This window comes from Rhodococcus maanshanensis NBRC 100610 (assembly GCF_001894865.1).
In the GTDB taxonomy this organism is placed as follows: domain Bacteria; phylum Actinomycetota; class Actinomycetes; order Mycobacteriales; family Mycobacteriaceae; genus Rhodococcus_G; species Rhodococcus_G maanshanensis.
Genome location: NZ_BCXA01000063.1, coordinates 18,354 through 30,610 on the forward strand (window position 1 = coordinate 18,354; position 12,257 = coordinate 30,610).

The 12,257-nt window shown below is 69.7% G+C and carries 16 protein-coding genes; 7 read left to right on the plus strand and 9 right to left on the minus strand.

What is annotated here, in order from left to right; translation table 11 throughout:
• Positions 1-64 precede the first annotated feature (64 nt).
• The 3 genes from RM1_RS24530 to RM1_RS24540 are packed head-to-tail and all read right to left on the minus strand — an operon-like array spanning position 65 to position 2,209.
• Positions 65-424 carry a GntR family transcriptional regulator gene (locus RM1_RS24530; protein WP_027501135.1) on the minus strand — a complete coding sequence of 120 codons (360 nt, stop codon included), beginning with the start codon at positions 422-424 and terminating at the stop codon, positions 65-67.
• Between the two features lie 28 nt (positions 425-452).
• On the minus strand, positions 453-881 hold the full coding sequence (locus RM1_RS24535) for a nuclear transport factor 2 family protein (protein ID WP_072754225.1): 429 nt from the start codon (positions 879-881) through the stop codon (positions 453-455).
• Positions 882-940: 59 nt separating this feature from the next.
• Positions 941-2,209 carry a PucR family transcriptional regulator gene (locus tag RM1_RS24540; protein ID WP_072754226.1) on the minus strand — a complete coding sequence of 423 codons (1,269 nt, stop codon included), beginning with the start codon at positions 2,207-2,209 and terminating at the stop codon, positions 941-943.
• A gap of 131 nt (positions 2,210-2,340) precedes the next feature.
• On the opposite strand from RM1_RS24540, the gene RM1_RS24545 reads away from it, so the two are divergent.
• From RM1_RS24545 to arsC, 3 genes are all read left to right on the plus strand, one after another.
• Positions 2,341-3,216: an SGNH/GDSL hydrolase family protein gene (locus RM1_RS24545; RefSeq protein WP_072754236.1), complete on the plus strand. Its 876-nt coding sequence runs from the start codon at positions 2,341-2,343 to the stop codon at positions 3,214-3,216.
• Between the two features lie 76 nt (positions 3,217-3,292).
• Entirely contained in the window at positions 3,293-4,663 is a 1,371-nt protein-coding gene (locus RM1_RS24550) for a spinster family MFS transporter (protein ID WP_072754227.1), read from the plus strand.
• 14 nt (positions 4,664-4,677) lie between these two features.
• Positions 4,678-5,031, plus strand: coding sequence for an arsenate reductase (glutaredoxin) (gene arsC, locus RM1_RS24555; protein WP_027501140.1), 354 nt, complete (start codon positions 4,678-4,680; stop codon positions 5,029-5,031).
• A 70-nt stretch (positions 5,032-5,101) separates the two neighbouring features.
• Here the strand turns inward: arsC and RM1_RS27095 are convergent, their stop codons facing one another.
• The 3 genes from RM1_RS27095 to RM1_RS24560 form a co-directional block, all read right to left on the minus strand.
• The gene (locus tag RM1_RS27095) at positions 5,102-5,227 is read right to left on the minus strand and encodes a hypothetical protein (protein ID WP_281252212.1); all 126 of its coding nucleotides are present in this window, start codon (positions 5,225-5,227) and stop codon (positions 5,102-5,104) included.
• A gap of 90 nt (positions 5,228-5,317) precedes the next feature.
• On the minus strand, positions 5,318-5,482 hold the full coding sequence (locus RM1_RS27280; RefSeq protein WP_486363893.1) for an Rv1352/Rv1906c domain-containing protein: 165 nt from the start codon (positions 5,480-5,482) through the stop codon (positions 5,318-5,320).
• A gap of 71 nt (positions 5,483-5,553) precedes the next feature.
• Complete coding sequence (locus RM1_RS24560; protein WP_072754228.1) at positions 5,554-6,786, minus strand: arginine deiminase; 1,233 nt, start codon at positions 6,784-6,786, stop codon at positions 5,554-5,556.
• A gap of 122 nt (positions 6,787-6,908) precedes the next feature.
• Between RM1_RS24560 and soxR the strand changes: the two genes are divergently transcribed.
• Positions 6,909-7,373: a redox-sensitive transcriptional activator SoxR gene (gene soxR, locus RM1_RS24565; protein ID WP_072754229.1), complete on the plus strand. Its 465-nt coding sequence runs from the start codon at positions 6,909-6,911 to the stop codon at positions 7,371-7,373.
• A gap of 25 nt (positions 7,374-7,398) precedes the next feature.
• Here the strand turns inward: soxR and RM1_RS24570 are convergent, their stop codons facing one another.
• Together RM1_RS24570 and RM1_RS24575 are read right to left on the minus strand one after the other, a co-directional pair.
• Positions 7,399-8,031, minus strand: a complete 633-nt coding sequence (locus RM1_RS24570; protein ID WP_169310525.1) for a response regulator — start codon at positions 8,029-8,031, stop codon at positions 7,399-7,401.
• Positions 8,028-9,242 carry a sensor histidine kinase gene (locus RM1_RS24575; RefSeq protein ID WP_072754230.1) on the minus strand — a complete coding sequence of 405 codons (1,215 nt, stop codon included), beginning with the start codon at positions 9,240-9,242 and terminating at the stop codon, positions 8,028-8,030. The genes RM1_RS24570 and RM1_RS24575 overlap by 4 nt, the downstream gene beginning before the upstream one ends.
• 127 nt (positions 9,243-9,369) lie before the next feature.
• Here RM1_RS24575 and RM1_RS24580 point away from each other — a divergent pair, with 127 nt between their 5' ends.
• The 3 genes from RM1_RS24580 to RM1_RS24590 are packed head-to-tail and all read left to right on the plus strand — an operon-like array spanning position 9,370 to position 11,562.
• Entirely contained in the window at positions 9,370-10,437 is a 1,068-nt protein-coding gene (locus RM1_RS24580; protein WP_072754237.1) for an ABC transporter permease, read from the plus strand.
• A 51-nt stretch (positions 10,438-10,488) separates the two neighbouring features.
• Positions 10,489-11,208, plus strand: a complete 720-nt coding sequence (locus tag RM1_RS24585; protein WP_072754231.1) for an ABC transporter ATP-binding protein — start codon at positions 10,489-10,491, stop codon at positions 11,206-11,208.
• 9 nt (positions 11,209-11,217) lie between these two features.
• A complete protein-coding gene (locus RM1_RS24590; RefSeq protein ID WP_072754232.1) occupies positions 11,218-11,562 on the plus strand; it encodes a hypothetical protein in 345 nt (114 codons plus the stop codon).
• Here the strand turns inward: RM1_RS24590 and RM1_RS24595 are convergent.
• On the minus strand, positions 11,537-12,257 hold a 721-nt coding region (locus tag RM1_RS24595), incomplete at its 5' end, for an SDR family oxidoreductase (RefSeq protein WP_072754233.1). The genes RM1_RS24590 and RM1_RS24595 overlap by 26 nt on opposite strands.

Sequence of the window (12,257 nt, forward strand, 5' to 3'; positions counted from 1 at the left end):
ACGCACCAACTGTGACACACGCATGGTTGAAGCGTCAACCATGTTGCGGCTCCATGGGTCCACCTCAGGCCCCCCGCAGTGCCGCCTTGAACAACTTCTCGGCGGTCTCGTCGCCGAGGCCGAGCCCTCGGACGGTGGCGACATAGTCGGTTGCGGCGCGCTGCGCGGCGGCCATCGAGGCGTCTCCGACCGCGGCAACGAAGGACCCCAGCCGCCCCCTCGTCTCGATCGCCCCTAGCTGTTCGAGCTCTCGGTACGCCCGGGCCACGGTGTTCGCCGCCAGCCCCAACTCCTCGGCGAGCGCCCGCACCGTCGGCAGCTTGGTGCCCGCGATCAGCTCGCCTCGCCGGACGAGATCGAGGATCTGCAGCCGCAGCTGCTCGTACGGCGCCGTGGACGAGTGTGGGTCGATGTCGATGCGCATGATCGAGGCTAACCCCGCGACGCCGCGGTCAGTCCGCGAACGCCTCCGCCACACCGTCGAACCAGGCCGACTCCTCGACCAGGCTGCGACTGCGCCAGCCCTCGGGCGTGCGGACGAGCTCGTGGTTGTACCAACCGCCGCAGAAGAACTGCCTGTCCTTCTTGACGATCATCGGGTTGAAGAACATCGCGCGGACCCGGGCCCGGTCACCGTCGAGATCCACATCGATGTTCGAGACGAAATGCTGGGTCTGTGCGAAGAGGTCGAGCATCGTGGCCAGTTGCGACACGACGAACTCGAGGTCGCCGCTCGGCCCGCCTGCCGTGGAGTAGTCGATGTGCGCGTCCGGGGTGAACACGGTGCGATAGAGAGCCCAGTCCTTGCTGTCCACCGCGTGCGCATAGCGGGTGAACAGATCCTGAATCTCGATGCGGTCGGAGATCGTCTGAAGGTCCATGCCGACATACAAACGCACCGGCGTCCGGTCGCGCCGCCGAATGCGACAACGACTGCCGTTCAGGGCGCCGCGGCGCCCGAGCGCCTCGCCGCGAGCGCCGCGGTGACGCGGACCAGATCCCGCGGCGACGACACGTCCAGCCCGGTCAGCGTCGCGAGCTTGCGGAGCCGGTAGAGCACCGTGTTCGGATGGACGTGCAGGGCCGCGGCCGCGGCCGCCCGGTCGTAGCCGGTGTCCACGAACGCCTCGAGGGTGCGCAGGATCGGCTCGTGGGCATCCAACGGGGACAACAGATTCGCCAGCACCGCGTGCGCGGCGCTCGGCCTGGTCAGCTGATACTCGACCGGGACGTCCCGCAGCCGGAAGAGCCCGCTGCGATGCCCGTGACATCGCGCCACCGCGAGCACCTCACGCGCCTCCTGCAACGCGCCCGGCACCCGGGAGGGCGCCGCGGCGGACACCGCGACGACGACCGCGGCGCCGATCGCCCGCTCGAGATCGAGCAGATTGCGCCGTAGCTGCGCGTACTGGGGGCTGCCCTCCCAGTTGTCCTCGGCGGGATCCGAGTCGACGATGGGGATCAGCGCCGTCCCGCCGCTGCTGGTCACCGCGCACAGCGCCGTGTCCCGGCCGACGTTGTCGAGTTCGCGCTGCAGCCGCCGCACCTTGCGCCGCTCGGCCACCGCGGTGTCCACCTCCGCCGCTGATTCGTCGGGGTGCGGGCCGACGTGGATCGCGACCACCCAGTAGAGCCGGGCGAGCGTCAATCCGACCCGATCCGCGGTCCCCGCCGGGTTTGCACCCGCGGACAAGGCCATCAGCAGGGCGCGCCTGGCGGCGTCGTCCTCCCCCGCAGGCCCGTGATCCGACCCGTATCCGGCCACGACCGCGGACGTGGCGGCCAGCAGGTAGGTGTGCAGTTGCCGCCCGGCCCGCGCCAGGGCCGGGCCGTCCCCGTCGGTGGCCAGCTCGGAGATCGCCGCCCACCAATGCTGGATCCCGAGGTGGTACGCGTGCAGGACCTCGGCGAGCGGCACCAGCTCCTCCGCACGGCGACCTGCCGAATCACGCAGCTCCGCCACCTCACCCTTGGTCGGCTCACGCGCGGTCCGCAGCATCGCGATGAACAGCTCCAGGTTCCGCCGCACGATGGCGGTCACGTCGTTGCGGATGGCCTCCTCCGGCAGCGACCGATAGAAGGGGACTTCGGTCCACACCGCGTGCACCGTCTCCGCGACCAGCGCGTGCGTCCGTTGGGCCAGCTGGTCCGCCAGCGACCGACCGCCGATCGCGATGGGCCCGTCCGGGTCGGTTTTGATTCCTGACACAAAAACCTCCGAATAGTTGATCGCAATCTACAACCCCGACCAGGAGTTTTCCGATCAATATGTAATCCACGCCACTCCCGGATGCACAAAAGGGGGAACGAGAGATGAGAGAAGGAGCCTCGGTGACCAACATGATCCGCCGCGCCACCCGGTCGGGAGCCACGGCCGCCGCCACCCTGTGTCTGCTGGCCGCCGCGGCCGCGGGCAACGCAGGCGCCGCGCCGCTGCAAACCGGCGCGATCGACTACGTCGCGCTCGGCGACTCCGCCGCCGCCGGGCCGCTGCTCCCCGACCAGGACATGAGCGCGCCCGGATGCCTGCGGTCACGGGACAACTACCCCGCGGTGGTCGCCGCGGCCCTCGGCGCCAACCTCACCGACGTCACCTGCTCGTCCGCCAGGACGGCCCACATCACCGACACCCGGCAGGGCACCTTCGCCGGAGCCGTGCCCCCGCAGCTAGATGCGCTGAGTCCCGACACCGACCTCGTCACGGTCACCATCGGTGCAAACGACTTCAATCTCTTCAGCACCGCCCTCAGCTGCACCAACCCGCTGCCGCAACCGACAGGCACGTCCTGCCGCGACAAGTTCACCTCGGGTGGACGCAACCACCAGAAGGAACTGATCCGCGACTGGGCACCGACCTGGGGGGCGATGCTCGACAAGGTCCGCGAGCGCGCACCCCACGCGGAGATCGCGGTGGTCGGCTACGGAACCTATCTCCGGCCCGGCGGATGCCCTGCGCAGCAGCCGATCTGGCCGCAGGATGCCGACTACCTGCAGAGCGTGATGGCCGACGCGAACGAGGCCATGTCGGCCGAGGCGGCCAGGCGCGACATCCGGTTCATCGACATCAGGCAGGCCACCTCCGGTCACGACATCTGCGCGGCCCCCGAGCAGGCCCACTATGCGGGCCTGGTCCCTGCGGAGCCCGCGGTGCCCCTGCACCCGACGGTGCTCGGCATGCAGGCGATCGGCGCACAGGTCGCCGACGAGCTGCGCTGAGCGCCTCACCACACCACACCGCACCGCCTGCGGCAGTGCACCTTCCGTCCTCCCCTCACCGAACCAGCGAGGCCCCATGTCCGTGCACGAACCCCCTGTTGCGCCATCGGCGCTGCCCGCAGCCACGACCAAGGTCGTCAGCGGGGCGCTGATCGCCCTGTTCCTGGCGAATCTGGTCAACTTCTTCGACCGCGCGATCCCGTCGGTGGTCGCCGAACCCATCAAGGCCGAGTTCTCGCTCAGCGACCTGCAACTCGGCCTCATCATGTCGGCGTTCACGTTGGTGTACGCGGTGGCGGGACTGCCGCTCGGCCGACTCGCGGACCGCGGTGACCGGCCGAAGATCATCGGCGCCGGGCTGCTGTTGTGGAGCGGCCTGACCGCGGCGACCGGTGCCGCGGGCAACTACATGCTCTTCATCCTGGCCCGGCTCGGTGTCGGCGTCGGCGAGGCCAGCTTCACCCCGGCCGCGAATTCGATGATCGGCGACATGTATCCGGCGGAGCGACGCTCGCGGGCCCTCGGCGTCTTCATGCTCGGGCTCCCGGTCGGGCTCATGCTGGCGTACTTCACCGTCGGCAAGATCACCGAGGCCTTCGGATCGTGGCGGGCACCGTTCTTCGTGGCGGCCGTGCCCGGTGTGCTGCTCGCCCTTGTCATGTTCCGGATGCGTGACCCCGAACGCGGCGGCTCCGAGCACACCGCCGCAGGCGGCGGGTCCGTGCTCACCGACGACGCCCCGATCACCCGGCCGATCCGCGGGCTGCTGTCGATCCCGACCCTGCGCTGGCTGATCCTCGCGGGGCTGACCTTCAACTTCGCCGCGTACGCGGTGAACTCGTTCGTCGTGCCGCTGCTGATGCGCCAGTACGAACTGAAGCTGACACCCGCCGCCGCGGTCACCGGGATCATCGTCGGGTTGACCGGACTGATCGGCCTGCTGGCGGGCGCGCGGCTGGCGGACCGTGCGTCGACCAAGTCGCCGAACGCGCGGCTCACCATCGGCGTCGTCAGCTGCGCGGTGGCCGCGCCGCTCACCGCGCTCGCGCTGATGCAGAACGGCGGGAGCGTCGTCGCCTTCACCGCCCTCTTCGCCGCCGGCTGGCTGCTCGCCTACGGCTTCTACATCAGTGTCTACCCGGCGATCCACGACGTGGTGGTCCCGCGACTGCGCGCCACCGCAACCGCGCTGTTCTTCGCGGCGATGTACCTGCTCGGCGGATTCTCGGGCCCGGTCGTGGTCGGCGCCATCTCCGACTGGTTCGCTCAGCGGGCCCTCGACGAGGCAGGCACCGGCACGCTGAAGCAGTTCGCAGGCGACGGGCTGAACTCGGCGATGTACCTCGTCCCGCTGATGTTGGTCCTCACGGCCGTCTTCATCTACCTGGCCACCAGGACCATCGCGGCGGACTCGGCCCGGATGCGCCGGTCACTGGAAACCCGGTGAGCGGTTCCGGGACAATGACCGTCATGGCCGACGCGACTATCTACCACAACCAGCGCTGCAGCACCTCGCGCACCGTTCTGAAGCTGATCGAGGAGGCCGGCATCGAGCCGACCATCGTGAAGTACCTGGAGACGCCGCCCTCGCGCGACGGACTACGGAAGCTCCTCGACGACGCCGGACTGAAGCCGAGCGAGGCGATCCGCAAGAAGGAAGCCCTCTACAAGGAACTCGGCCTGGCCGAGGCGAGCGAGGACGAGCTGCTCGAGGCGATGGTGGAGAACCCGATCCTCATCGAGCGGCCCATCGTGGTGACGGCCAAGGGCACCGTGCTCGCCCGGCCCGCCGAGCGGGTCTCCACGATCCTGTAGTCCGTCCGATCCGAACACGGCCCCGCCGGCTCGCGCCGACGGGGCCGTGCTGCGTTCGCGGTCGGGATCCCTACGATCCAATCGACCCGAAATCGACCGATCCGAAGTCGACCGATCCGAGATCGAGCGAGCCCGACGCCTCCTCTTCCTCGGTGTCCACCGGCTCCGGCTCCGTCACCACCGGGATCTCCGGCACCGCGGCCGCCTCCGGCGTCCAGACGCCACAGTTGTAGGTGACGAAGGTGCTGTCGGTGGCCTGCAGCGTGACGCTCGACGGGCTGTTGGTCTACATGTACTCGACGACCGCCGGCTGCCCGTTGGTGAGCGCGAGCCGCGTCCACGTGCAGGGCGCGCCGAGGGTGGTCGGGCCCGTCGACTCGTAGGTGCCAGGCGCGAGCCCAGCGGTACCCACCTGGAACCCGCCGTCATGGGTGATCACATGGCGAATCACACATACGTGACGCGAGTCACATCACCGGGTCGACGACAACGGTTTCGCCTGCCGCACCGAACCTTTGGCGGTCAGAGCAGATCGCGCGACACCGGGCAGGACATGCACCGGGGGCCGCCCCGGCCGGAGCCGAGCTCGGACCCGGAGATGCGCAGCACCTCGATGCCCGATGCCTCGAGCCGCGAGTTGGTCACGACGTTCCGCTCGTAGGCGACGACCACCCCCGGCTCGAGGGCGAGGGTGTTGTTGCCGTCGTCCCACTGCTCGCGCTCGGCCGTGACGTTGTCGAGTCCGGTGTCGATCACCCTGAGCTTGCCGATGCCCATCGCGTCGGCCGCTGCCTTCAGGAACGGCTGGGCGCCGAGAATGCTCACCCCGACGTCCTCACGGTGAATGGTGAACGCGGACAGACTGTCCTGAATGGCGGGGTACATCACCACCGCGTCGACGTCGACCATCGTGCACACCGTGTCCAGATGCATCGACGCTCGCGCCTGGGCGATCGGGACCACCAACACCGAGTGCGCGAGGCCGTCCTCGAAAACGCTGCGCGCCAACGCCTCCGCCCCGGCCGGGGTGGTCCGCTCCCCCACCCCGACGGCCACCACGCCCGGCGCGAGCAGCAACACGTCGCCACCCTCGACCGGCGCGGTGTGCGACTCATAGGCCCGCCGCACCCCGAGGAAGCGCGGGTGGTGCGCATAGATCAGGTCGGTCAGCGAGGCCTCGCGCACCCGGGCGGGCAGGGCCAGCGCGGTGATCGCGACCCGGTCCCCGATCCAGAACGAGGAGTCCCTGGTGAACAGCAGGTTCGGCAGCGGCTCGATCACGAAGTCGCCGCCGTGGTGCATCCGTCGCACCAACGATGCGCCGCCCGGCCCGAGCGGGAGCTCGTCGAAGGTCATGCCCGCGGTCAGGATGGTGGCCAGGGCCGCGGGCTCGACGGTCCGCAGGTGCGCGGCGAGTTCCTGGGCGAGCGGGTGCCCGAGCCGGCGGGGATCGACGGCCGCCGAGATGCCCTGCATGCGGGCTGCCCCACTCACCGTCAGGGTCTCGGTGAGCACCTCGGACAGCAGCAGCACCTCGACCCCGCGCGAGCGCAGCAGCGCGGCGAACGCGTCGTGCTCCTCCTGTGCCCGGTCCACCCACGGCAGCCCGTCGAAGAGCAGTTGGTCGTTGTTGCGTGGGGTCAGCCGCTTGAGCTCGTCGCCGGGGCGGTGCAGCAGTACGGTGCGCAGGGTCCCCACCTCGGAGTTGGCCCCCAGCACGGACGGCCCCTCGTTGCCCACGACGCTGCGCTCCATGGCTAGACGGTAGTTCGCGACCGGCCGCGCCGCGAGGGCTTCGTCTGTCGAACCACCGCCGGGGGTTCGGTCGCCGATCGGATTCCCTCAACTATGGTCGAGGTCTACGACGGGAGGCGCCGGTGGAGATGCCGGACTGGAAGGCCAAGGAACTCACCCCGGGACAGCTGTCCGAGCGCAGCGGGGTGGCGGTGTCCGCGTTGCACTTCTACGAGCGCGAGGGGCTCATCGAGAGCCGACGGACCAGCGGGAACCAGCGCCGGTATGCGCGCGACACCCTGCGTCGGGTGGCCTTCATCCGGATCTCCCAGCAGGTCGGCATCCCGCTCGCGGAGATCAGGGAGGCGCTCGACACCCTGCCCGAGGGACGGACCCCGACCCGGGCCGACTGGGAACGGCTCTCGACGAGCTGGCACGCCGACCTGGACCGGCGCATCGAGCAACTCACCCGGCTCCGGGACAACCTCACCGGCTGCATCGGCTGTGGGTGCCTGTCCATGAACAGCTGCGCGCTGGCCAACCCACACGACCGGCTCGCCACCGCGGGCCCCGGCGCCCGCGTGCTGGACGTCCGCCTCCGCTGCTGATCGCCCGACCCCGGCGCACCGGGCCTCAGCGCAGCAGGCCGCGCTCGCGCGCCGCGGCCACCGCTGCCGTCCTGCTGTCCACGCCGAGCTTCGAGAACACATGCACCAGATGCGACTTCACGGTTGCCTCGGTGACGAACAGTTGCTTGGCGATGGCCCGGTTGGACAACCCGTCCGCCACCAGCCGGACGATCTCCGTCTCGCGGGCACTCAGGTCAACCCGGGGCTCGCGGATCCGGCGGTACAGCCGTTGCGCCACATCCGGATTGAGTACCGTCTCACCCCTGGACGCGGCCCACACCGCATCCAGCAACACCTGCGGATCGCTGTCCTTGAGCAGGTACCCGGCCGCGCCCGCCTCGACCGCGCGCAGGATGTCGGCGTCGGTGTCGTAGGTGGTGAGCACCACCACCCGCGGCGGATCGGGTCGGGCCATGATCGCCTCGGTGGACTGGGCGCCGTCCATGCCCGCACCGAGCCGCAGGTCCATCAGCACCACGTCCGGTCGGGTGGTCTCGACCAACTCGAGCGCCTGCTCGCCCGAGGCCGCCTCCGCCACCACGTCCAGGCCCTCGTGCGAGGACAGCAGGGCGCGCAACCCCGCCCTGACCACCGGATGATCGTCGACCAGCAACAGCCGCAGCCGCGGGCCGGTCACGACTGCGCTCCCGAGACGGGAAGCGTTGCCGCCAGAGCAGTTCCGTCGCCCGGCGCCGATTCGACGACCAGCGAGCCGCCGAGCGTCTCGAGCCGGTCGCGCATCGCCCGCAGACCGAACGAGGCCGGGTCGACCACGGAAGCGGGATCGAACCCCACCCCGTCGTCGACCACATCGAGGCGCACCTCGTCCTGGTCGTAGCTCAGCGTCACCCGGACGTTCTCGGCCCGCGAATGCAGCCTGACGTTGGCCAGCGCGCTCTGCGCGACCCGCAGCAACGCCACGTCGAAGTCCATCGGCAGCGGCAGCGGATCCCCCTCGACATGCAGCAGGCCTGCGATCCCGGTGTGCGTGCCCAGCTGCGCCAACTGACGGCCGAGCGCGGACTCCAGCGAGGCGTCCTCGAGCGCCGACGGTGTCAGCGCCCCGACCACCCGCCTGGCCTCACCGAGGTTGTCCTGGGCGGTCTCCGCGATCTGCACGAGCACCGCCTTGGGGTCATCGCCGCGCTGACCCGCGCGCGCCAACAGCACGATGGACGAGAAACCCTGCGCGAGGGTGTCGTGGATGTCCTTTGCCAGCCGCGCGCGCTCGGCCACGGCGCCTGCCTCGCGCTGCAGCGCCGCCAGTTCGTCTTGCGCGCTGAGCAATTCGTCATGGGATCGGGTCAGCTCGTCCAACAGGCGCTGGCGTTGCTGGGTGTCGCGCAGCAACTGCTGGTAGATCAGCGCCATCCCCGCGGCGGCGGTCGCACCGAAGATCGGACCGAGGAAGGACGCGACGGTGTTGCTGCTGCCGTGCCAGAGCGTGGCGGCGATGACGACAGCGGTGATGGCCACCGTCGCCGCCAGCGCCACCCTGGTCGAGAGCAGATGGAAGCACAGGAAGAACAGCGGGAACGCCACCCAGACGAAGCCGGCAGCGAGCAGGGACAGGCCGAGCCAGCCGAGGACCAGGACCCCCAGCCACAGCGGGCCGTACCAGTCACGGCCCGTCGCCTCGGCGGCGCGACGGGCGAACCACACCCCCAGCAGATACCAGACCAGCACCGCCGCGGCGAGCACGAATGCGGGCAGCGGATTCGGCTCATCGACGGCCGCCCTTGCGGTCCCGACGGCGAGGAGGACGAGGAAGAGCCCGTGCGCGCCGAACTGCATGATGCGCAGCACCGGCGTCGTGCCACGGGCGTGGCGGTACTCGGGCAACAGCATTTCATCCACGCTAACACCACCAAGGGGCTCCGACCGGCCGCGATCGGCGATGTCCAACTTTCGATTGATCCGAGCACCCATCCGTTGCGCGATGCCGGACCGGACCACATTCGCGAGGCTGGAAGCCATGTTCCTCAGTATCCGTGACCTCCGTTTCGCCAAGGGCCGCTTCGCTCTCATGAGCGCGGTCCTGTTCCTCATCTCGCTGATGGTCGTGATGCTCTCCGGCCTCACCGCGGGACTCGGGAATCAGTCGATCGCGGCGATCCAGAACGTGGGCGCGGACCGGTTCGCGTTCGGCGCGCCCGCCGAGGGTCAGAAAGTCGCGTTCACCGACTCCCAGGTCACCGAGGCCCAGCGGGCACAGCTCGCCTCGACCCCCGGTGTGGACGAGGCCTCGATCCTCGGCATCGCGCCCATCCGGATCACCGCCGACGGTCGAGATGTCAGCGCCAGCGGCTTCGGCGTCGCGGGCGACTCCTTCGCCGCGCCCGTCCCGCTGCACGCAGGCGAGATCGCGGTCGACCGGGAACTCGCGGACGACAACGGCTGGACCGTCGGCACCACCGTCGACATCGCCGGGCACCCGCTCACGATCGGCACGCTCGTCGACGACTCTTACTACAGCCATCAGTCGGTGGTGTGGCTCGACCTGTCGGACTGGCGCCAGCTCCCGACCGCGGGCGACAGCGAGGGCACGACGATCGCGCTGCGCACCTCCTCCGGCTTCGACGCGGCGGCTGCCGAATCCGCAACCGGTACCGCCATCACCGACGAGAAGGGCGCGCTCAACGCGATCGGCGCATACTCCTCCGAGCGCGGCTCGCTGCTGCTGATGCAGGGCATGCTGCTGGCGATCAGCGCGTTGGTCGTCGGCGCCTTCTTCACCATCTGGACCATCCAGCGCGGTCAGGATCTGGCGGTTCTCAAGGCCATCGGCGCCTCCACCCGGTACCTGCTCGTCGACGCACTCGGCCAGGGGCTGATCGTGCTCACCCTCGGCGCGGGACTGGGCACCCTCGCCGCGATCGGGCTCGGCTCGGTGGCCGCGTCGGCGGTCCCGTTCACCCTCACGGTGACCGGCACCCTCGTCCCGTTCTTCGCGCTGATCGCGCTGGGCATGCTCGGCGCCGCGGCGGCGCTGACCCGCATCGTCAAGGTCGACCCCCTGACCGCGCTCGGCGCGGCCAGGTAACCGCCGACGGCACAGCCGCCACACGTAAACCCCACGCCTCCAGGAGTATCCATGAGCATCACCCTGCAGAACACGGTCCTCACCTATCCCGACGGCGACACCAGGCTCCGCGCCCTCGACGATGTGTCCCTCACGGTCGAGCGCGGCGAACTCGCCGCGATCACCGGGCCGTCCGGCTCGGGCAAATCCAGCCTGCTCGCCGTCGCAGGCCTGCTGATCACCCCCGACTCGGGCACGGTCATCATCGACGGCTCCGACGTCACCGGCCTGGACAGGACGGCCCGCACCACCGTGCGCCGCCAGCAGCTCGGATTCGTCTTCCAGCAGGCGAACCTGATGGCCTCGCTGACCGCAACGGAGCAGCTGTTGATGATCACCCACCTGGGCGGCGGCAGCGTTCGCGGCCAGCGCGCAAGGGCAAGGGACCTGCTGTCCACTCTGGGGCTCGAGAAGCAGCTGGACCGGCGACCGCATCAGCTCTCCGGCGGACAACGGCAGCGGGTCGCGATCGCGCGCAGCCTGATGAACGACCCGTCGGTGCTGCTCGTCGACGAGCCGACCTCCGCGCTGGACGAGGACCGCAGCCGCGAGATCGTCGAACTGCTGGCCACGCTCAGCCACGAGCGCGACGTGGCGATCGTGATGGTCACCCACGACCTCAGCCAGCTCGATCTGGTCGACGGTGTCTACGAGATGCACAGCGGGCCCTGTCGAAGGCGACCGTGCCCGCGTAGCCGGGGAGGGAACCGGCGGAAGCCGGTCTGGCCCTAGACTTCCGCCGTGGCCATTTCACGCAACGCGGCGTACACGTTCGCGGCTCCGCCCGACGTCCTGTTCGGTCTCGCCTGGAACACACTGAACACCGTGTTCGGCAACGTCACGCAGGTCGCCCCGACGACGCTGCGCGCGAAGACGAAGCTGAGCCTCGCGAGCTGGGGCGAAGAGGTCAGTGTGGATGTCCAGCAGGCGCCGACCGGATCCGTCGTGACCGTGACCAGCAGGTCGAGGGCTGGGCTTCAGGTCATCGACTGGGGCGTGCACCGCAGGAACATCGACACGGTCTTCGCCGCACTGGCGGGCGCCCTCGAGACTGCCAGGCTCAGACCCGCGGCAGGAGCTTGCTGAACTGGTCGTTGGCCTTCTGCATCACGAACTCGTACGGCGGCGCGAACTTACGCGCCCACCAGTAGCCGAACCGGATGTCGTTCGAGGTGTAGACCAGATAGCGGTTCTTCTTGATGCCACGGACGATGCACTCCGCGACCCTCTCCGGTGAGACCGCGCGCTTCTCGAAGCGGTGCACCAGCTTTCGGATCCGCGGATCGTCGCGGTCCACCCCGGCGATCTGCACGGTTCCGACGAGCGGGGTCTTCACTCCCCCCGGCACCACGAGGCTGACGCCGATGCCGTGCCGCTTGAGGTCGAAGCGCAGTACCTCGGAGACGCCGCGGAGGCCGAACTTGCTGGCGCTGTAGGCGGCGTGCCACGGCAACGCGAGCAGGCCTGCGGCGGAGGAGACGTTGACCAGGTGCCCGCCGCGGCCCGCGCGCACCATCGGCGGCACGAAGTTCTCGATGATGTGGATGGGCCCCATCAGGTTGACGTCGACCATCGACTTCCAGTGCCGGTGTTCGAGGTTCTCCACGGTGCCCCAGGCGGAGATGCCCGCGACGTTCATCACCACGTCCATGGCGCCGTGCGCACCGTCGATCTCCGTCGCCCACGCGGTGACGGCGTCGTAATCGGACACGTCCAGCGCCTTCGAGGCGGTCACGGCGCTCCCGGCCATGGCCACCGTCTCGGCCAGGCCGACCTCGTTG

Coding starts and splice junctions, on each gene's coding strand:
- RM1_RS24585 (WP_072754231.1), top strand. CDS start 10,489: ATGAGCATCACCCTGCAGAACACGGTCCTCACCTATCCCGACGGCGAC.
- RM1_RS24550 (WP_072754227.1), top strand. CDS start 3,293: ATGTCCGTGCACGAACCCCCTGTTGCGCCATCGGCGCTGCCCGCAGCC.
- RM1_RS24530 (WP_027501135.1), bottom strand. CDS start 424: ATGCGCATCGACATCGACCCACACTCGTCCACGGCGCCGTACGAGCAG.
- RM1_RS24575 (WP_072754230.1), bottom strand. CDS start 9,242: ATGCTGTTGCCCGAGTACCGCCACGCCCGTGGCACGACGCCGGTGCTG.
- arsC (WP_027501140.1), top strand. CDS start 4,678: ATGACCGTCATGGCCGACGCGACTATCTACCACAACCAGCGCTGCAGC.
- RM1_RS24580 (WP_072754237.1), top strand. CDS start 9,370: ATGTTCCTCAGTATCCGTGACCTCCGTTTCGCCAAGGGCCGCTTCGCT.
- RM1_RS24545 (WP_072754236.1), top strand. CDS start 2,341: ATGATCCGCCGCGCCACCCGGTCGGGAGCCACGGCCGCCGCCACCCTG.
- RM1_RS24560 (WP_072754228.1), bottom strand. CDS start 6,786: ATGGAGCGCAGCGTCGTGGGCAACGAGGGGCCGTCCGTGCTGGGGGCC.
- RM1_RS24535 (WP_072754225.1), bottom strand. CDS start 881: ATGGACCTTCAGACGATCTCCGACCGCATCGAGATTCAGGATCTGTTC.